This is a genomic window from Spiroplasma endosymbiont of Apeira syringaria (genome assembly GCF_964020205.1).
Lineage (GTDB): Bacteria > Bacillota_I > Bacilli_A > Mycoplasmatales > VBWQ01 > Spiroplasma_E > Spiroplasma_E ixodetis_A.
The window spans coordinates 1,021,741-1,040,695 of the sequence record NZ_OZ026543.1; the positions used below are offsets into that span (position 1 = coordinate 1,021,741).

The window sequence follows — 18,955 nt, forward strand, 5'->3', positions numbered from 1 at the left end:
TTTTAAATCAAACATAGAATTACAGTTTCAAAACTAGGTATCTTGTTGAATTTATATGCAGCTTCTTTAGCATATAAATGAACATGATGTTTTGCAACTTTGATATGTGTTTTAAATGTTCTTCTTATATGTTTTCAAACTGATTCAATTTGGTTGGTATTTACACCAATTTTTGAAACATAGCCATCTTGATGGTTAACTGTTTCATGCTTAGTGAAAACTGATTTAAAATCGCAATATCCTTTTCAAGAATCAGTATATACAAGACATTTTGAAGAAATGTGGTTTTTTGCAAACTGCAAAAGATTTTTACTCTTTGCGTTTTTCAATACTTTCACAATTAAATTATTGGTTGTTTTTTGATAAATGCCAACAATCAAGGTTTTATTCACCAAGGATCTTCCTTGTTTTTTAAAACCCATATGTGAAAGATACATTTCATCAATTTGCACTGTACCTTCAACAATAAATTGAGGTTTTTGTTTTGCAATACGTGTTCTGATTTTATGAGTCATTCTTCAAGCAGTTTTCAAAGTCACTCCCAATTCTTTTGCAATATCTGTTGATGGAATTCCATGTTTGGTGTTTATTCATCTAAAGATAAGATAAAACCAAGATGTTAAAGATGTTTGTGACCTTGAAAATATGGTGCCTGTGAGAATGCTAAATGTTTGATTACATTTTAAACATCTCATTCTTTTTAAATCAGAAGTATTCAAATTAAAATTAAAACACCTAATACATTTGTTTTCTTTCAAATTTGCTATATATGCAAGACATTGCTGTTCAGTTTGAAAAGCATTGTTGAATTCATTCAGTTTCATTATTCCCTCCACAAGTACATGTGGGGAGAAGTCCGTAATTTAATAAAAAAAACTTCAAGAAATAATAATTCATCTGTTAATTTTCAATAAAATATTTATTTTTGGAGTATAAATTAATGACTTATAGAGATTATCTTTTATTAGCAAAAAAAATTAATAAAAAAAATGAACAAATTAATAAGATAATTTTATTAAAGTTTATTAATAAAGATTTATCTTGATTATATGCAAATCTTAGTCAAACAATAGCAATAGATTTTTTAGAATCATATTTACAACTAGTTAAAAAATTTGTTGCTGGCTATCCTTTACAATATATTATTGGTTATCAATGATTTCTTGATCATAAGTTTGTTGTTGATAATAGAGTATTAATTCCTCGTAATGAAACTGAAGAACTAGTTAAAAATGTTTTTGTCTATGCACAAAACATTTTTAATAATGATAATTTAAAAGTATTAGATTTAGGAACAGGTAGTGGTGCTATTGCTATTAGTTTAGCGTTAAAGAAACCTAATTGAAATATAGTAGCAAGTGATATTAGCAAAGATGCATTAACTATTGCTATCATTAATAATGATAATTTTAACCTAAAAAATATTAATTTTGTTGAAAGCGATATATTTACAAATCTTAAAAATCATAAATTTAATATTATTATTTCAAATCCGCCATATATTGATGAGACAGCGAATACTTTTTCAAAACATAATTTACAATATGAACCAAAATTAGCTTTATTTGCTGATCATAAAGGATTATATTTTTATGAAGTAATTTTTCAACAATGTCATGCAGTTTTAGAAAAATCTTTTTTATTAGCATTTGAATTTGGTTTTGATCAAAAAGAAGCACTAACTATTCTTATTAAAAAGTATTTACCACAATATAATTACAAATTTATTAAAGATATTAATAATAAATGAAGAATGCTATTTATTTGGCAAACATTATAACATATAAAAACAATTTAAGAACAATAATTTTGTCACTCAAAAGGTGACTATTTTATTTTTTGAAAAGGAAAATCTCATTTAATCTTTCAATTAGGATAACGGGGGCAGTTTTAATGTGGCGTATCATTGAAATATTAAAATATTTTCAGTATTCTTGTTCGGTTAATATAGCATTTCTAATGGAAAAATTTAATGTTACATTTCGAACTTTACAAAGAAATATTACTTTTATTAATACAATGTTAATAAAAATTAGTAATTGCAATATTTCCAGAAAGCAAGATTACTTTGTAATTAATGGTGACAATGAAATAGTAGCAATAAATACTTTGCTTACACAGTTTATCCACATATCCAATGAATATCCTTTTGTTAGAATGAGTAATTTGTTCTTAATATGTGTATGACAAAAAAATATTTAAGTAGTGAGTGACTTATCAATATAAGTAACACAAATAAGTATAATTTAAAAAAAGACATTATTTACTTGAATAACTTTTTCTTTGAACAAAATTTAAGATTAAAATTAAAATTTGAACATAATAAAGGGTTTCAATTAGATGGTTATGAATGACATTTAAGATTTATAACCGCTATTATTATTATAAAACTTATTAGTAAAGATAAAAAAATCTCTTAACTAATGATAAAGTCCTAACCTATATATACAAAAAAATAGAAATTATAATGATCAATATCGGTTATAAAAAATATTATGATGATCAACTAATATGATTTTTAACAATTCATGTACGAAAAATTAAACTTAATTTTTTTCTTGAAAAAGATGAACAAATTGAATTTAATTTAAACTTAACTATAAAAAGAGAAGTCGAACATTTTAGATTAATAATTGCTAAAGAGTTTGCTATTGAGTTTGATAAGTTTGAAACCAATTATTTTAATTTCATTTGTTTACTTAATATTAAAGTTGACAGTCAATTATTTCCAAATATAACTTCAGAAATTAGTAACATTACTCAAAAAATATTTTCTTTTATTACTTATGAATATCAGGTGTCTTTATATTCAAATACTTTTAAAAGTAATTTGAATAGTTTTCTTAGTGATAATTGATTTAAATTACAATTTAATTATTATAGTGATATTGGTTTTGCCTTGGATGATACTTTTAAAATAGAAAGTGACTACCAATGAGGGCAACAACTCCTTTTTATTATAAATTCGCAATTAAAAAATAATTATTTTCCCAATCTTAATCTTTTACAAAATAAATTTTTAATAATTACTTTTCATAAAAGTTTTATAGCAAACGAGAACTGAAACATTCCCTTATATATATTCTTAATTGATGACTCCTATGCTAATAAAATTCAAATAACTTCATTTATAAAAGTAAATTTCCCTAATATTTTAATTATTTCCCTAAAAAATAACTTAAGTAATAATTTTAGGCTTTTCTCCCTTTATGTACTATTTTAATTTTATCACATAAATGCTGAGAAAAGCCTATCTACGGACTTCTCCCCACATTTTTAAATCAAACATAGAATTACAGTTTCAAAACTAGGTATCTTGTTGAATTTATATGCAGCTTCTTTAGCATATAAATGAACATGATGTTTTGCAACTTTGATATGTGTTTTAAATGTTCTTCTTATATGTTTTCAAACTGATTCAATTTGGTTGGTATTTACACCAATTTTTGAAACATAGCCATCTTGATGGTTAACTGTTTCATGCTTAGTGAAAACTGATTTAAAATCGAAATATCCTTTTCAAGAATCAGTATATACAAGACATTTTGAAGAAATGTGGTTTTTTGCAAACTGCAAAAGATTTTTACTCTTTGCTTTTTTCAATACTTTCACAATTAAATTATTGGTTGTTTTTTGATAAATGCCAACAATCAAGGTTTTATTCACCAAGGATCTTCCTTGTTTTTTAAAACCCATATGTGAAAGATACATTTCATCAATTTGCACTGTACCTTCAACAATAAATTGAGGTTTTTGTTTTGCAATACGTGTTCTGATTTTATGAGTCATTCTTCAAGCAGTTTTCAAAGTAACTCCCAATTCTTTTGCAATATCTGTTGATGGAATTCCATGTTTGGTGTTTATTCATCTAAAGATAAGATAAAACCAAGATGTTAAAGATGTTTGTGACCTTGAAAATATGGTGCCTGTGAGAATGCTAAATGTTTGATTACATTTTAAACATCTCATTCTTTTTAAATCAGAAGTATTCAAATTAAAATTAAAACACCTAATACATTTGTTTTCTTTCAAATTTGCTATATATGCAAGACATTGCTGTTCAGTTTGAAAAGCATTGTTGAATTAATTCAGTTTCATTATTCCCTCCACAAGTACATGTGGGGAGAAGTCCGTAATTTTAAACTTCATTTACTAAATCAAAAACCTTGTATATTAATTGAAAAGGTAAATATCTATAGTAATTATAATTTAGATAAATATAAGAATATTTCTGTTATTAATATTAATGAAAATTCATGAAATTATGAATTAGAAAAAAATATTAATGAAAAAATAAAACAAGTAATGTTAAAAAGAATTCAATATTCAATTGTGGTATTTAATTTTTATATCCAAGAAAAATTTTATAGTATTAAATCTATTTTGTGAGAATTTCAAAAAACATTTATCAAAAAATATAATTTAAATTTAGAATTTTTAGATATTGATGAATGTTCTATAATTAAAAATCATATTTATGAAAAAATATTATTAATAAATCAATTACTACCTATTCCTAATTACGAGTTCCCTATTATCCTTTTATATATAAAAAACCCTTTGATATTTCAAAACAAATTTAAAATTCATTTTATTTTCATTTTATTTACTAATAAAAACAATACTCAAAATTATAATTGAATCAATTTGTGAATTTATTTATTTAAGAAAATGATTAATACTAATATTAAAAGTATTAGTCATATATATAAAATAATACAATCAATCATGACAATTTAATGTTAATTTCCATTACATTTTTATATAAAATTAATAGTATAAATAAAAAACAAATATGAAATTATTTATTTTTAATAAATTTAATAATGATCATTTAGTTAAATAATCATCAGAAAGATAAATCTTAACTTTCATTATATTTTTGGTAAATAAGAATTAAATTTAATATAATCTATTTCTGCATCTTTAAATTGAGTTTCTAATTTTATAATTTCTTTTTTTATAGTACTATCTGGAAATGTTTAGTAATCTGTGTAACTTACAAAAATAACTATGTTTAATTAATTCTAGTAAATATAATTAAATGACTAGAAAGAGTGAGTTACAGATGGCTAAAAAAGATAACTTTAATAATAATGATCCAATATCAAAAGCAGTAGATTTATTACTAGAAAATACTGAAGATTTAACAACAGTTTTTAAACCTGGCGGTTTATATAAAGAATTAACAAAAAGATTAGTTGAAAAAATGTTGAATTCTGAAATGCAAAATTATTTAGGATATGAAAAAAATCAACATACTACTACTGAAAATGCTCGTAATGGTACAAGTTCAAAAAAATTAATAACTCAACAAGGTAAAATTGAAATTGATGTACCAAGAGATCGCAATAGTAATTTTACTCCTGTAATAGTTCCTAAAAGGCAAAGAAGATTTGATGGTTTTGATCAACAAGTTCTTTCCTTGTATGCAAAAGGAATGACATTATCTGACATTAGAATGCAGTTGCAAGAGTTATATCATGGTGCTGATATTAGTGAAAGTGTTATTAGTCAAATTACTGATGATGTTATTGATGATGTTAAAGCATGACAAAATCGACCATTAGAAAGTATTTATCCTATTGTTTATTTTGATTGTATAGTAGTTAAAGTACGACAAGATAAACGGATTATTAACAAATCAGTTTATATAGCATTAGGAGTTGATTTAGAAGGCAAAAAAGATGTTTTAGGATTATGAATTAGTGAAAATGAAGGTTCTAAGTTTTGATTATCTAATTTCACAGAAATGAAAAATCGTGGCTTAAATGATATTCTTATTGCTTGTAGTGATAATTTAACAGGCATGTCAGAAGCAATACAATCAGTTTATCCTAAAACAGAACATCAATTATGCATTGTTCATCAAATTAGAAATAGTTTAAAATATGTTTCATACAAACATCGAAAAGGTCTAGTTGCAGATTTAAAACCAATTTATAGTGCATGTAGTGAAGAACAAGCAATGCAAGCTTTAGAATCGTTTGAAAGTAAATGAAATAAACAATATCCTCAAATTACTAAATCTTGATATAAAAATTGAGATAATTTAATGGTTTTTATTAGTTATCCAGTAGAAATCAAAAGAGTGATTTATACTACAAATGCTATTGAATCTGTTAATAGTCAATTACGAAAAATCATCAGAAATAAAAAAGTTTTTCCTAATGATATGGCAGTTTTCAAAATATTTTACTTGGCAATTGAAAATATAACAAAAAAATGAACATTGCCTATTCAAAATTGAAATACAGCAATTGCTCATTTTATGATAAAATTTGAAGACAGAATTAATCTAAATTAGTAACTTTGTAAAACAAAGATACACAGATTATGGAATGGCAACCTTTTTTAGGACTATTTTTTGGTAGACATTTGTTTTTGATAATTAACTGGAGTTAAGTAGTTTAAAGTGCTGTGAATTCTTATGTTGTTATATCAATTGATGTAATCAAATAATTCTAATTTTAATTGGATTAATGATGTAAAATTTTTATCATTAATAAATTCGGTTTTGAAAGTTTTAAAGGTTGCTTCAGCAACAGCGTTATCATAAGGACAACCTTTTTTGCTTAAAGAGCGATTAATATTGAATGCTAGTAAAAGTTTATCAATAATTTTATTATTAAATTCATTACCGCGATCACTATGAAATATTTGAATATCTTTTAAACAGCGATTTGAGTGCATAAATGCTTGATATACTAATGATGCATCTTTTTTAGTACCTACACTATGTCCAATTATTTCGCGGTTAAATAGGTCAATTAATAAACAAATATAGTTTCACTTACCATTTACTTGAACATAAGTTAAATCACTAACAATAACTTCATTTTTAACTCTATTATTAAAGTTTCTATCAACAAGATTGTTTATTGGACTATCGTTAACTTTGTTATTATGATTTTTGTATGATAATTTAGTGTATTTTGATATTAAATTATGTTTATTCATAATTTCTTTAATTTTTCGTCTTGATAAATAAATTTCTTGGTTTTCTAGAATGACTTTTAATCTTCTAGTACCATAAACTTCTTTATTTTCTTTAAAAGCACTAATAACAGCTTCATCATAAATATTATTTTTGATTTTATTTTCTTTTTTCTTTAAATTAAAATAATATGTTGATTTAGAGATTTTTAAAAAATGACACATTGTGCGAATTTTATATTTAACTTTATTTTTGACAATAATTTCTATTTTCTGCCTATTATTAGTGCTGCTTGCTTTAAAATATCATTTTCCATTCTTAATTGTTTTAATTCTTTTCTTAATTTAATTAATTCATTTTCTTCAACAGAACGATTATCTTTAGTTTTAAAACTACCTGAATTAGTAAATTGCTTAATTCAATTGTAAGTAGCTGCTCTTGTAACATTATATTCTTTAGCAAGGCAAGATACTGATTTGCCACTTTGATATAAAGCTACTATTTGTTTTTTAAATTCATCGGTATATGAGTTAATATTGGCCATAATTATAGTTCCTTTCTTTGTTCACTTGTCTACGTAATTAGTGTCCAATAAAGTGTAACCCATCCATTATTAAAAAGCCTCTACTATCTAATTCTTTATTGGGAAAAATCATTTTTGTAAAATCATTATTATTAAATTTTTTATCAATTGTTTTTTCAATGATATTTTGAATAAAAATTGTTTCTATTATAAATGGTTTATTATCATTATCTTCAATTTCTTTTCTTATTTTTTCAATTTCTTCATTAGTATGTTGTATTCCTATTTTTCTTTTGGGCATATTTTTTGATTCTCCTTCTATATTTAATTTAATAAAAATCTAATATAAATATTAATCTATATTAAATTAAGATGTTTATTAAACCATTAATTAATGATTTTCCAATCCTTAATTAGTAATTTTAAGGTTTATTTTAAATTACAAATATTATTTATAAGTTTTTTATTCATTATTTTGAAACAACTATTATATTTAAAATAATAGGTGTATAATTTATTTAAAATTTATAATGGTGTTTTCATGATAACTTTACAGCAAAATCAAATTAAAGAAATTAGCCAAATCATTGCTAATGGCGAAGTGGTTGCTTTACCAACAGATACAATTTATGGTCTTGTTTGTAAATTTGATGATGACAAAGCTATTAATAAAATTTATCAAATTAAAAAACGTGATTATAGTAAAGAACTGCCAATTTTAGTTGCTAGTTGAGAGCAAGCTAAAAGCATTGGTATAATTAGCGATCAATTACAGTCATTTTTAATAAATAATTTTAGTGCTGGTAAAGTTACTGTTATAGTTTTAAAACAACCTAGTTTAAACACATCATATTGAATAAATAAAAAGACAATAGCAATTAGAGTTAGTGCTTCACATTTTATTCAAAAATTAATTAAATTAACAGGGCCTTTAGTAGCTACAAGTTGTAATTTAAGTAATGAACAACCAATTAACGATTATCATAATATAAACTTGCCTAATTTAAGGTATAGAGTAGCAGGTGAGATTTTAACAAATAAACCATCAACTATTTTTAATAGTTTTAATGATAAAATTATTAGATAATAATTAGATAACAGTATTAAAAAAGGAGATAATACTATGAATTGATGAATAATTTTAATTATTATTGCGTGCACAACAATATTGATTTTATTAATTGCACTAATTTTATTAATTAAAAAAAATAAACAAAAGAAAATATTAAAAATTACTAAAGATATAAATACTTTATATAAATACTTAAAATTAAAAAAAATAAATACTAAAGAATTACCAGTCTCAATAGAAAAAATTAAAGAAGATATTTATTATAGTGACAAAGTCATTTTGGGAAAGTATGAAGAACTTAATAAGATTTCTGGCCAAAATATTTTGCTAAAAACTGAATATAGTGCTGCCAAAAAATTATTTTTACGTTATAAAATTAAAGACGTTAATCTTATCAAATCATCAGATTTTATACCTTTAAATCAAATAGACTTGTTAATTTCACAAAATAATCTTTATTTTATTGATTCTTTTGAACTACAAATAATACCATTAGTTGATGTTAAAAGTATTACATTTTTTTGAGAAAAAAATAATTATATAAAAAATAAACAAAAATATATTGGTATTGAAATTAATTTTCAAAATAAACGTTTATTTTTTCTTTTTAATAAATATGAAGAAGCAATTAGTTTTGCTGTTCATGTTATTAGTTTATAACAATTATTATTTAATAATTAAAAATTTTGCTTTTTTTGTGAAAATGATATAATTATACAATTAAGTAACGTTTTTCTTTTATTGTTTGTTTTTATAATTTTTTTATGTTAAGATTTGTTTGTTATTAAAATATAAAATTTGCTACTTTAAGGTAGTGTTTAGCTGGAGTTTTATATATGCAACAAGATTTTTATATTAAAAAGGTTTTTTATGCTTGTTATGTGAAAAATATAGTATTACCTATTTCATTTTTGACTAATATTGGAAATAAAAAAGGTAAATGTTATGTTGGGAATAAGCAAAAATTAAGAAATAGTACTGTTCGTACTAAAACTAATTTAATTCAAAAAGCATTACATAATTTTTATAATAGTAAAATGTTAAGTTTTGTTACTTTAACTTATAAAGATAATATGCAAGATGTTAAAAAAGCAAAAAAAGATATTGGTTTATTTTTTATTAAATTACAAAAGTGATGAAATGACCCTAAACGTTTTTCGCATTTAGGAGAATTAAAATATTTTTATGTTTATGGGTATCAATCTCGTGGTGCTATACATTTTCATATAATTTTTAATAGAAAGATACATAAAAGTATGTTAGCAGAATGATGAACTCATGGTTTTAATGATTTAAGAGTAGTTAAAAAAGGTACTAATGAATTTGTTATTAAATATTTAGGGAAATATGTTACAAAAGCAATAGATGATGTTAAGTCTTTAAATCAATCAGATGTAGGTATAAAGGCTTATGCTTTTAGTCGTAATTGTAAAAAACCTATTGTAGTTCGTGGAATTAAGAAATTGACAATTGGAGATATAATTAAAGCAAGTTTTAATGCAACAAATGTATTTTATTTTAAAACCCAAAAAGATAGTAATGGTAATACTGTTATGATTGGTGGTATTATTGAAAGTACTGTTGTAAATGATTATTTTAAAGATTATGAAGATTATGAAAAATATGTATATTTAAGTGCTTTATCGTATAAGCATTATTTACGAACCAGTGAGATTGGTTATTTAATTCAAAGAGATAAAGATGTTTTGACTTGGGCAGAAAAAGTTTTTGGTAATAAAGTTGAGAAAATAGATTTTAAGAAAAAAGTTTTGCATTAGACAAAAAATTAATTTTTTGGATGGTGGATGGGTTACACTTTATTGGACACTAATTACATAGACAAGTGAACAAAGAAAGGAACTATAATTATGGCCAATATTAACTCATATACCGATGAATTTAAAAAACAAATAGTAGCTTTATATCAAAGTGGCAAATCAGTATCTTGCCTTGTTAAAGAATATAATGTTACAAGAGCAGCTACTTACAATTGAATTAAGCAATTTACTAATTCAGGTATTTTTAAAACTAAAGATAATCGTTCTGTTGAAGAAAATGAATTAATTAAATTAAGAAAAGAATTAAAACAATTAAGAATGGAAAATGATATTTTAAAGCAAGCAGCACTAATAATAGGCAGAAAGTAGAGATTATTGCAAATAATAAATCTAAATATAAAATTCGCACAATGTGTCATTTTTTAAAACTCTCTAAATCAACATATTATTTTAATTTAAAGAAAAAAAATAAAATTCAAAATAATATTTATGAACAAGCTGTTATTAGTGCTTTTAAAAAAAATAAAGAAGTTTATGGTACTAGAAGATTAAAAGTCATTCTAGAAAACCAAGAAATTTATTTATCAAGACGAAAAATTAAAGAAATTATGAATAAACATAATTTAATATCAAAATACACTAAATTATCATTCAAAAATTATCATAATAAAGTCAATGATAGTCAAATAACCAATCTTGTTAATAGAAACTTTAATAATAGAGTTAAAAATGAAGTTATTGTTAGTGATTTAACTTATGTTCAAGTAAATGGTAAGTGAAACTATATTTGTTTATTAATTGACCTATTTAACCGCGAAATAATTGGACATAGTGTAGGTACTAAAAAAGATGCATCATTAGTATATCAAGCATTTATGCACTCAAATCGCTGTTTAAAAGATATTCAAATATTTCATAGTGATCGCGGTAATGAATTTAATAATAAAATTATTGATAAACTTTTACTAGCATTCAATATTAATCGCTCTTTAAGCAAAAAAGGTTGTCCTTATGATAACGCTGTTGCTGAAGCAACCTTTAAAACTTTCAAAACCGAATTTATTAATGATAAAAATTTTACATCATTAATCCAATTAAAATTAGAATTATTTGATTACATCAATTGATATAACAACATAAGAATTCACGGCACTTTAAACTATAAAGTGTAACCCATCCAGAAAAAAAATAAAATTCAAAATAATATTTATGAACAAGCTGTTATTAGTGCTTTTAAAAAAAATAAAGAAGTTTATGGTACTAGAAGATTAAAAGTCATTCTAGAAAACCAAGAAATTTATTTATCAAGACGAAAAATTAAAGAAATTATGAATAAACATAATTTAATATCAAAATACACTAAATTATCATTCAAAAATTATCATAATAAAGTCAATGATAGTCAAATAACCAATCTTGTTAATAGAAACTTTAATAATAGAGTTAAAAATGAAGTTATTGTTAGTGATTTAACTTATGTTCAAGTAAATGGTAAGTGAAACTATATTTGTTTATTAATTGACCTATTTAACCGCGAAATAATTGGACATAGTGTAGGTACTAAAAAAGATGCATCATTAGTATATCAAGCATTTATGCACTCAAATCGCTGTTTAAAAGATATTCAAATATTTCATAGTGATCGCGGTAATGAATTTAATAATAAAATTATTGATAAACTTTTACTAGCATTCAATATTAATCGCTCTTTAAGCAAAAAAGGTTGTCCTTATGATAACGCTGTTGCTGAAGCAACCTTTAAAACTTTCAAAACCGAATTTATTAATGATAAAAATTTTACATCATTAATCCAATTAAAATTAGAATTATTTGATTACATCAATTGATATAACAACATAAGAATTCACGGCACTTTAAACTACTTAACTCCAGTTAATTATCAAAAACAAATGTCTACCAAAAAATAGTCCTAAAAAGGGTTGCCATTCCATTTTTCTATAATTTTACTTGTATATATATATATATATATATATAATGGTTAATAGTCAAAATAATTTAAAGTCACCAGCTAAGATTTTATTTTATTTTGGCATTTTTTTGTTTTTACTTGAAATATATATAAATATCTATATATTTATATATAAGATGGTTTACCCACATCTTAATCTGACTTTTTATAGTCGTTTAGCTGGAGGTTAAGTTTTTTTATGTTTAAAGTTCAATTAGTTAATATTGAAAAAGGGCGTATTATACCCGATAAAAATAATAAAGGTCAAACATTAAAGTTTGATTTTTTAAAGTTTGTAGAAATAAATAAACAAACAAGCGTGCCAACTGGTCAAACACGTGATAAATGATATAATCCGGAATTTGCTAGTGATTTTAATAATTGTTTATCTACTGTTGATTTAAAAGTTGGTAATTTTTATTCACTTGAACTTGATTTAAGCGGTAATATTAAAAAACTTTCTAATTGAAAATAGTTATTTATTAAAAGGGTAATTTTAAATAATTATTTATGTTAGGAGTTAATTAAATTATGGCTAAAAATGATAATTGTTCATGTGAGCAAGCATTTCATTTAGCGATTTATATGTGTAAACTTTGTGACCAAGTTATTTGTCCTAAAAGAGTTTTACAAAATTTATATACTGGAAAATATTATTGTCCAAATTGTATATTAGATATTGCTTTAAATAAATCAATGAGACAACAAGAAAGTAAGTTAAATTATGAGACATAAGTGTAGTGATTGAACTTATGAAAGAGTATTTGGTTGTGAAATGTGTTACGGAGTTGCTAATGAAATGGAACGAATAAGAAAAGAGAATAAAAGAAATAAGTAAAAATTGAATAAGGGGCTTATATATTGATTATATATTTTTCATTAAGCCCCAATGGATTAGATTATAATTCATATACAAGCTCCTTATTAGTATATAAAGTAAGGAGTTTTATTTATGCCTAATGAGTTAGAACAAACTAGTAATTATACTTTAACTAAAATTTTAAGAATTGGATTAAGTCCATTAAGTGCTATGGTTGGAGTTAGTGCTTATTATGGTCAATATTTAAAATACCCAATTTTAGGTTCTATTAATTCGTTGTTGTTTAGTAAAAAATTAGGAATTGATATATGGAATATTAATCAAAGACCAACTACTAGAAATAAAGTTATTAATAGTTATAAAAAGATATTTTTAGGTTTAGGAACAATTGGTTTAATTAATTATGCTAAGTTTGTTCAGTATGTAAATAAGTCAGTTTCTTTATTAAGAGATGAACCTTGTTTTTGGCCACCTTGCCCTACTGAACCACCTAAACCAACGTATCCACCATTTACAACTGTTAAACCTATAATTGATGCTCCTTTTGTAGATTGAGATACTTATATATCTTTAAATAGTTTTGGTATAGCAAATGTTATTAGTGGTTTAACTGAATTAATACCTAATAGATTTCAAAATATAAGAAAGATAGCAAATATGGGTACTGGTGGCTGTTTGATTAGTAGTGGTGTTGCTATGGGTATAAATAATGATTTTAATAATTATTTTGCTATTCCTACTATTATTGCCGGTGCAAGTGAGATTATAAATACTTTATTGTTGCCGTTAGGAAATACACATAATAATACAGAATTACAAGAAGTATTTACTGATGAAAGAGCAAGATTAATTAATGCTAGTGTTAGTGATTATCAAAGTACAGATGACGGTATGATTGATGTTGATTTAAAAAATGATAGTATGTCGGAGATTAATTTAGATAGAGCAAGTTTAAACTGGGATTATTCTTATGCTTATACGTTAGGTGGTGTTTAAAATGGAATGTAAAGAAAGGTTAAAAGAATATTTGAAACGCCGCCAAGATATTATGAGAACTACTTTTTTAGATTGATGTTCTTTGATTATATTTGTTTTTTCTTTTAGTATTTTAGGCTCTAAATTAAGCATGATTATGGATAGCTCTTTTACAAATGGCGATATTATTGGTTTAGTTTTGTCTTTGATGTTTGTTATTTTAACTATTAGTTATATTATTTTTGATTTGGTTAAAACTAAGAAAAATATAAAAAATTTAAATAATGAGTTTGGGTTAGGTGATGAAGATGGACTTTAAAGAAATTATAAAATATGCGTTATATATTGGTGGTTTTTGTTTAATTCTTTGATTTTGTAGAAATTGAATACGTGAGGGTATAGAAAAATATAAACATAGAAAACATATAAAGGAGAATGATAGTGAGCCTGATTGTATTTTGGAATGGCAACCCTTTTTAGGACTATTTTTTGGTAGACATTTGTTTTTGATAATTAACTGGAGTTAAGTAGTTTAAAGTGCCGTGAATTCTTATGTTGTTATATCAATTGATGTAATCAAATAATTCGAATTTTAATTGGATTAATGATGTAAAATTTTTATCATTAATAAATTCGGTTTTGAAAGTTTTAAAGGTTGCTTCAGCAACAGCGTTATCATAAGGACAACCTTTTTTGCTTAAAGAGCGATTAATATTGAATGCTAGTAAAAGTTTATCAATAATTTTATTATTGCTAAATTGTAAAGGTAAGTGCAACTAAATTATTTTTCTATCCAAATATTCTATCGGTGAAAGATAATTTAGTATTTTTCTTGGTCTTTGGTTTAAAGACAATATAAATTTATGAACTTCATTTTTACAAGTTTTTGAAAAATTAAATTTTTTAGGAAATTTTTCTCTAATTAAACCATTAGTATTTTCATTAGTACCTCTTTGTCAAGGTGAATATGGATTTGCAAAATAAATTTTCACATCTAAATTTTTTTCAAGTTGTTGTCAATTTGAAAATTCTTTACCACGATCAAAAGTAATGGTTTTAACAATATTTTTAGGAAGAATTGATAAATAATGGCTAATATTTTTGTTAATAACTTTAGTAGTTCTGTTTTTAACTAATATTGCTAAAGTAAATCGTGATACTCTTTCAACTAAAGTTATTAAACATTTTTTACTTTTGCCTCGTGATGATACTATAGTATCTCCTTCTCAATGACCAAGTGTTATACGATCATTAATATTAAGATCTCTTTCTTTAATTGATTTGCTATTGAATTTGCCACGATTTTCTTGAGATTTGCGTTTTTTGCCTTTTCTTCTTAAATTTTTACTAGTAACTTGATCAAGCAATCCAGAATAAATTCAATTGTAAATTGTTTTAAAACTAATAACTCATTGTTTATGAAAATTTTTAATTCTGCCATAAATTTGTTCAGGTGATCAGCCTAATAATAGTTTTTGTTGCACATATTTTACTAAATCTTTATTTTTAAACTTATGAAAAAAAATATGTGATTGTTTTCTATTTTCAGCTTTATTTTGTGCAATCAATGAAAAATAATTACTATTATCTTGATTTCTATTAATTTCTCGAATAATAGTACTAATATTTCGATTAAGATTTTTAGCTATTTCACTAATTTTAACTTTAAATTTCAATTGATTCTCAATATAAATTCTTTCATCTACGCCAAGATGTTTATAACTCATATAAAAACTCCTTACTTTTTTTATAAAATAAATTTAGCATTATGAAATTTTTATATGAGAATTTTTTTGCAATTTTATTTACTTGCACTTACAAGTATAATTCAGCATTAAATTCATTACCGCGATCACTATGAAATATTTGAATATCTTTTAAACAGCGATTTGAGTGCATAAATGCTTGATATACTAATGATGCATCTTTTTTAGTACCTACACTATGTCCAATTATTTCGCGGTTAAATAGGTCAATTAATAAACAAATATAGTTTCACTTACCATTTACTTGAACATAAGTTAAATCACTAACAATAACTTCATTTTTAACTCTATTATTAAAGTTTCTATTAACAAGATTGGTTATTTGACTATCATTGACTTTATTATGATAATTTTTGAATGATAATTTAGTGTATTTTGATATTAAATTATGTTTATTCATAATTTCTTTAATTTTTCGTCTTGATAAATAAATTTCTTGGTTTTCTAGAATGACTTTTAATCTTCTAGTACCATAAACTTCTTTATTTTTTTTAAAAGCACTAATAACAGCTTCATCATAAATATTATTTTGAATTTTATTTTTTTTCTTTAAATTAAAATAATATGTTGATTTAGAGAGTTTTAAAAAATGACACATTGTGCGAATTTTATATTTAGATTTATTATTTGCAATAATCTCTACTTTCTGCCTATTATTAGTGCTGCTTGCTTTAAAATATCATTTTCCATTCTTAATTGTTTTAATTCTTTTCTTAATTTAATTATTTCATTTTCTTCAACAGAACGATTATCTTTAGTTTTAAAACTACATGAATTAGTAAATTGCTTAATTCAATTGTAAGTAGCTGCTCTTGTAACATTATATTCTTTAACAAGGCAAGATACTGATTTGCCACTTTGATATAAAGCTACTATTTGTTTTTTAAATTCATCGGTATATGAGTTAATATTGGCCATAATTATAGTTCCTTTCTTTGTTCACTTGTCTATGTAATTAGTGTCCAATAAAGTGTAACCCATCCAATTTTTTGCCGTAAAGATTTTGAAAAGAAGAAACGTAAATTAGAAATGGAAAAACAACAAAGAGAATTAGAGAAAGGAGGTGATTAATATGCCCGCTGGATTATCAGCATTATTAAATATGATTGGTGGTGTTGGCCAACAATTATTAAATGCTTTTACTTATATTTTTGGTTGAGTATTTACAACTGGCGATGGTGGAACACTTACAAATTGACCAGTGTTAATTTCAATTGTATTTATGGTATTAGTGTTTATCAAACAATTTGTGGGACATATTATTCATGGAACACATTAATAATTAGAAAGGAAGTAAGCAAATGGTAAAGTTATTTTTTAGTTTGGTTTTTGTTTTACCTTTATTAGGTAGACTTTTACCGGTTGTTAATACTTTGGTACAAACTATTTATATGCAGTATTTAAGTTCTTTTGCTGGATTACATACTGTGACACTTTTTATTAAGTCGTTTTTTTATGATAGTTTATACACTTTACCTTTGCCTATTCTTGCTTTAATAAATGTTAGTTTTGTATTTTATTTAATTTTAGGATTATTTATATTTACAAGACATTAGGATGTGAAATTATGTTTATACCTTTTATTACAACTGTTACGCAATTATTTGCTTCAATTTTTATGAAGTTTTTTAGTTTTCCACTTGGTGATTTAGGTTTTAATTTGGGTACGTTGATGATATTTTTGATTTTGCTTAAATTTGCATTTAGGCTTATTTTACCCGAATTGATGTTACCAACATTAGGTTTAGGATATGCTGTTAAGTTCATTGGTAAAAGTTCTGTTTCTTTGGGTGTTGGTACTGGTCAACAAATTGCTAAGAGTTATCAAAGACGTGTTGAAAAAGTAAAAACAAGAAATAAACAACAAGGTAAGTTTAAAGGTGGTGCTGGCGGTAATAAGTTTACTGGTAGTTCAACTCGTGATTTTTGTATTGGTGATTAATTATGTCTAATTTTGTATGGCTTTTCTCCCTTTATGTACTATTTTAATTTTATCACATAAATGCTGAGAAAAGCCTATCTACGGACTTCTCCCCACATTTTTAAATCAAACATAGAATTACAGTTTCAAAACTAGGTATCTTTTTGAATTTATATGCAGCTTCTTTAGCATATAAATGAACATGATGTTTTGCAACTTTGATATGTGTTTTAAATGTTCTTCTTATATGTTTTCAAACTGATTCAATTTGGTTGGTATTTACACCAATTTTTGAAACATAGCCATCTTGATGGTTAACTGTTTCATGCTTAGTGAAAACTGATTTAAAATCGCAATATCCTTTTCAAGAATCATTATATACAAGACATTTTGAAGAAATGTGGTTTTTTGCAAACTGCAAAATATTTTTACTCTTTGCGTTTTTCAATACTTTCACAATTAAATTATTGGTTGTTTTTTGATAAATGCCAACAATCAAGGTTTTATTCACCAAGGATCTTCCTTGTTTTTTAAAACCCATATGTGAAAGATACATTTCATCAATTTGCACTGTACCTTCAACAATAAATTGAGGTTTTTGTTTTGCAATACGTGTTCTGATTTTATGAGTCATTCTTCAAGCAGTTTTCAAAGTCACTCCCAATTCTTTTGCAATATCTGTTGATGGAATTCCATGTTTGGTGTTTATTCATCTAAAGATAAGATAAAACCAAGATGTTAAAGATGTTTGTGACCTTGAAAATATGGTGCCTGTGAGAATGCTAAATGTTTGATTACATTTTAAACATCTCATTCTTTTTAAATCAGAAGTATTCAAATTAAAATTAAAACACCTAATACATTTGTTTTCTTTCAAATTTGCTATATATGCAAGACATTGCTGTTCAGTTTGAAAAGCATTGTTGAATTCATTCAGTTTCATTATTCCCTCCACAAGTACATGTGGGGAGAAGTCCGTTTTGTATTTAGTATATTGCATTTTATTTTTATATTTTCTAGTAAAGATATTCAAATATTTTTAAATCAACCAAATATTACTAATGAAGTTTATATTTTGTTTAATTTAACTTTTTGGTTGGTATTGGGTGTATTTTTTAATTTTATTTATCGTGTTATTAAATTTGTTTTTAAGTCATTGTTTGGGTAGGTGTTAAGTATGAGTGTTTTAGAAAT

General features: G+C 24.1%; 24 protein-coding genes and 1 pseudogene. 16 read left to right on the plus strand and 9 right to left on the minus strand.

Going from position 1 to position 18,955, the window contains the following annotated elements:
* Window positions 1-2: 2 nt before the first annotated feature.
* Entirely contained in the window at window positions 3-695 is a 693-nt protein-coding gene (locus AACL02_RS06280) for an IS1595 family transposase (RefSeq protein ID WP_339040707.1), read from the minus strand.
* 245 nt (window positions 696-940) lie between these two features.
* Between AACL02_RS06280 and prmC the strand changes: the two genes are divergently transcribed.
* The gene (gene prmC, locus AACL02_RS06285; protein ID WP_338975735.1) at window positions 941-1,780 is read left to right on the plus strand and encodes a peptide chain release factor N(5)-glutamine methyltransferase; all 840 of its coding nucleotides are present in this window, start codon (window positions 941-943) and stop codon (window positions 1,778-1,780) included.
* Between the two features lie 687 nt (window positions 1,781-2,467).
* Entirely contained in the window at window positions 2,468-3,223 is a 756-nt protein-coding gene (locus AACL02_RS06290) for a hypothetical protein (RefSeq protein WP_339040211.1), read from the plus strand.
* A 53-nt stretch (window positions 3,224-3,276) separates the two neighbouring features.
* Here AACL02_RS06290 and AACL02_RS06295 read toward each other — a convergent pair whose 3' ends face one another.
* On the minus strand, window positions 3,277-4,032 hold the full coding sequence (locus AACL02_RS06295; protein ID WP_339040213.1) for an IS1595 family transposase: 756 nt from the start codon (window positions 4,030-4,032) through the stop codon (window positions 3,277-3,279).
* An 84-nt stretch (window positions 4,033-4,116) separates the two neighbouring features.
* Here AACL02_RS06295 and AACL02_RS06300 point away from each other — a divergent pair, with 84 nt between their 5' ends.
* Together AACL02_RS06300 and AACL02_RS06305 are read left to right on the plus strand one after the other, a co-directional pair.
* Window positions 4,117-4,740: a hypothetical protein gene (locus AACL02_RS06300; RefSeq protein ID WP_339040215.1), complete on the plus strand. Its 624-nt coding sequence runs from the start codon at window positions 4,117-4,119 to the stop codon at window positions 4,738-4,740.
* Between the two features lie 328 nt (window positions 4,741-5,068).
* Window positions 5,069-6,307, plus strand: a complete 1,239-nt coding sequence (locus AACL02_RS06305; protein WP_339043554.1) for an IS256 family transposase — start codon at window positions 5,069-5,071, stop codon at window positions 6,305-6,307.
* Window positions 6,308-6,360: 53 nt separating this feature from the next.
* Here the strand turns inward: AACL02_RS06305 and AACL02_RS06310 are convergent.
* Both AACL02_RS06310 and AACL02_RS06315 read right to left on the minus strand, forming a co-directional pair.
* A protein-coding gene (locus AACL02_RS06310; RefSeq protein ID WP_339040217.1) for an IS3 family transposase occupies window positions 6,361-7,481 on the minus strand; the annotation gives its coding sequence in 2 pieces (ribosomal slippage) (window positions 6,361-7,238 and window positions 7,238-7,481; 1,122 coding nt in all).
* A 37-nt stretch (window positions 7,482-7,518) separates the two neighbouring features.
* Complete coding sequence (locus AACL02_RS06315) at window positions 7,519-7,761, minus strand: hypothetical protein (protein WP_339040219.1); 243 nt, start codon at window positions 7,759-7,761, stop codon at window positions 7,519-7,521.
* 240 nt (window positions 7,762-8,001) lie between these two features.
* Here AACL02_RS06315 and AACL02_RS06320 point away from each other — a divergent pair, with 240 nt between their 5' ends.
* The 9 genes from AACL02_RS06320 (at window position 8,002) to AACL02_RS06360 (ending at window position 14,393) form a co-directional block, all read left to right on the plus strand.
* Window positions 8,002-8,547 (plus strand): L-threonylcarbamoyladenylate synthase, encoded by a 546-nt coding sequence (locus AACL02_RS06320; RefSeq protein WP_338961373.1) that lies wholly within the window; start codon window positions 8,002-8,004, stop codon window positions 8,545-8,547.
* A gap of 309 nt (window positions 8,548-8,856) precedes the next feature.
* Entirely contained in the window at window positions 8,857-9,192 is a 336-nt protein-coding gene (locus tag AACL02_RS06325; RefSeq protein ID WP_339040221.1) for a hypothetical protein, read from the plus strand.
* Window positions 9,193-9,368: 176 nt separating this feature from the next.
* A complete protein-coding gene (locus AACL02_RS06330; protein ID WP_339040223.1) occupies window positions 9,369-10,310 on the plus strand; it encodes a rolling circle replication-associated protein in 942 nt (313 codons plus the stop codon).
* Window positions 10,311-10,400: 90 nt separating this feature from the next.
* Window positions 10,401-11,482 (plus strand): IS3 family transposase gene (locus AACL02_RS06335; RefSeq protein ID WP_339040225.1). Its coding sequence is split into 2 segments (ribosomal slippage): window positions 10,401-10,671 and window positions 10,671-11,482, totalling 1,083 coding nucleotides; the frame shifts between segments, so codons are not numbered across the junction.
* A gap of 21 nt (window positions 11,483-11,503) precedes the next feature.
* The gene (locus AACL02_RS06340) at window positions 11,504-12,238 is read left to right on the plus strand and encodes an IS3 family transposase (RefSeq protein WP_339043647.1); all 735 of its coding nucleotides are present in this window, start codon (window positions 11,504-11,506) and stop codon (window positions 12,236-12,238) included.
* Window positions 12,239-12,478: 240 nt separating this feature from the next.
* Window positions 12,479-12,754 (plus strand): hypothetical protein, encoded by a 276-nt coding sequence (locus AACL02_RS06345; RefSeq protein ID WP_339040227.1) that lies wholly within the window; start codon window positions 12,479-12,481, stop codon window positions 12,752-12,754.
* 56 nt (window positions 12,755-12,810) lie between these two features.
* Complete coding sequence (locus AACL02_RS06350) at window positions 12,811-13,014, plus strand: hypothetical protein (protein ID WP_339040229.1); 204 nt, start codon at window positions 12,811-12,813, stop codon at window positions 13,012-13,014.
* 217 nt (window positions 13,015-13,231) lie between these two features.
* The gene (locus tag AACL02_RS06355; protein ID WP_339040231.1) at window positions 13,232-14,095 is read left to right on the plus strand and encodes a hypothetical protein; all 864 of its coding nucleotides are present in this window, start codon (window positions 13,232-13,234) and stop codon (window positions 14,093-14,095) included.
* A 1-nt stretch (window position 14,096) separates the two neighbouring features.
* Entirely contained in the window at window positions 14,097-14,393 is a 297-nt protein-coding gene (locus AACL02_RS06360; RefSeq protein ID WP_339040233.1) for a hypothetical protein, read from the plus strand.
* Window positions 14,394-14,556: 163 nt separating this feature from the next.
* Here the strand turns inward: AACL02_RS06360 and AACL02_RS06365 are convergent.
* The 4 genes and pseudogenes from AACL02_RS06365 to AACL02_RS06380 form a co-directional block, all read right to left on the minus strand.
* A pseudogene (locus AACL02_RS06365) lies at window positions 14,557-14,823 on the minus strand (transposase); the annotation flags it as partial.
* Window positions 14,824-14,850: 27 nt separating this feature from the next.
* Window positions 14,851-15,801 (minus strand): IS30 family transposase, encoded by a 951-nt coding sequence (locus AACL02_RS06370; RefSeq protein ID WP_339040235.1) that lies wholly within the window; start codon window positions 15,799-15,801, stop codon window positions 14,851-14,853.
* An 88-nt stretch (window positions 15,802-15,889) separates the two neighbouring features.
* Window positions 15,890-16,438, minus strand: coding sequence for a DDE-type integrase/transposase/recombinase (locus AACL02_RS06375; protein WP_339040237.1), 549 nt, complete (start codon window positions 16,436-16,438; stop codon window positions 15,890-15,892).
* A gap of 41 nt (window positions 16,439-16,479) precedes the next feature.
* Window positions 16,480-16,758 (minus strand): transposase, encoded by a 279-nt coding sequence (locus tag AACL02_RS06380; RefSeq protein WP_339040239.1) that lies wholly within the window; start codon window positions 16,756-16,758, stop codon window positions 16,480-16,482.
* Window positions 16,759-16,912: 154 nt separating this feature from the next.
* Between AACL02_RS06380 and AACL02_RS06385 the strand changes: the two genes are divergently transcribed.
* Together AACL02_RS06385 and AACL02_RS06390 are read left to right on the plus strand one after the other, a co-directional pair.
* The gene (locus AACL02_RS06385) at window positions 16,913-17,119 is read left to right on the plus strand and encodes a hypothetical protein (RefSeq protein ID WP_174480363.1); all 207 of its coding nucleotides are present in this window, start codon (window positions 16,913-16,915) and stop codon (window positions 17,117-17,119) included.
* A 339-nt stretch (window positions 17,120-17,458) separates the two neighbouring features.
* Window positions 17,459-17,782 (plus strand): hypothetical protein, encoded by a 324-nt coding sequence (locus AACL02_RS06390; RefSeq protein WP_339040241.1) that lies wholly within the window; start codon window positions 17,459-17,461, stop codon window positions 17,780-17,782.
* Between the two features lie 100 nt (window positions 17,783-17,882).
* Here the strand turns inward: AACL02_RS06390 and AACL02_RS06395 are convergent, their stop codons facing one another.
* A complete protein-coding gene (locus tag AACL02_RS06395; RefSeq protein ID WP_339043649.1) occupies window positions 17,883-18,698 on the minus strand; it encodes an IS1595 family transposase in 816 nt (271 codons plus the stop codon).
* A gap of 24 nt (window positions 18,699-18,722) precedes the next feature.
* On the opposite strand from AACL02_RS06395, the gene AACL02_RS06400 reads away from it, so the two are divergent.
* Entirely contained in the window at window positions 18,723-18,929 is a 207-nt protein-coding gene (locus AACL02_RS06400; RefSeq protein ID WP_339040243.1) for a hypothetical protein, read from the plus strand.
* The last annotated feature ends 26 nt before the right edge of the window (window positions 18,930-18,955 follow it).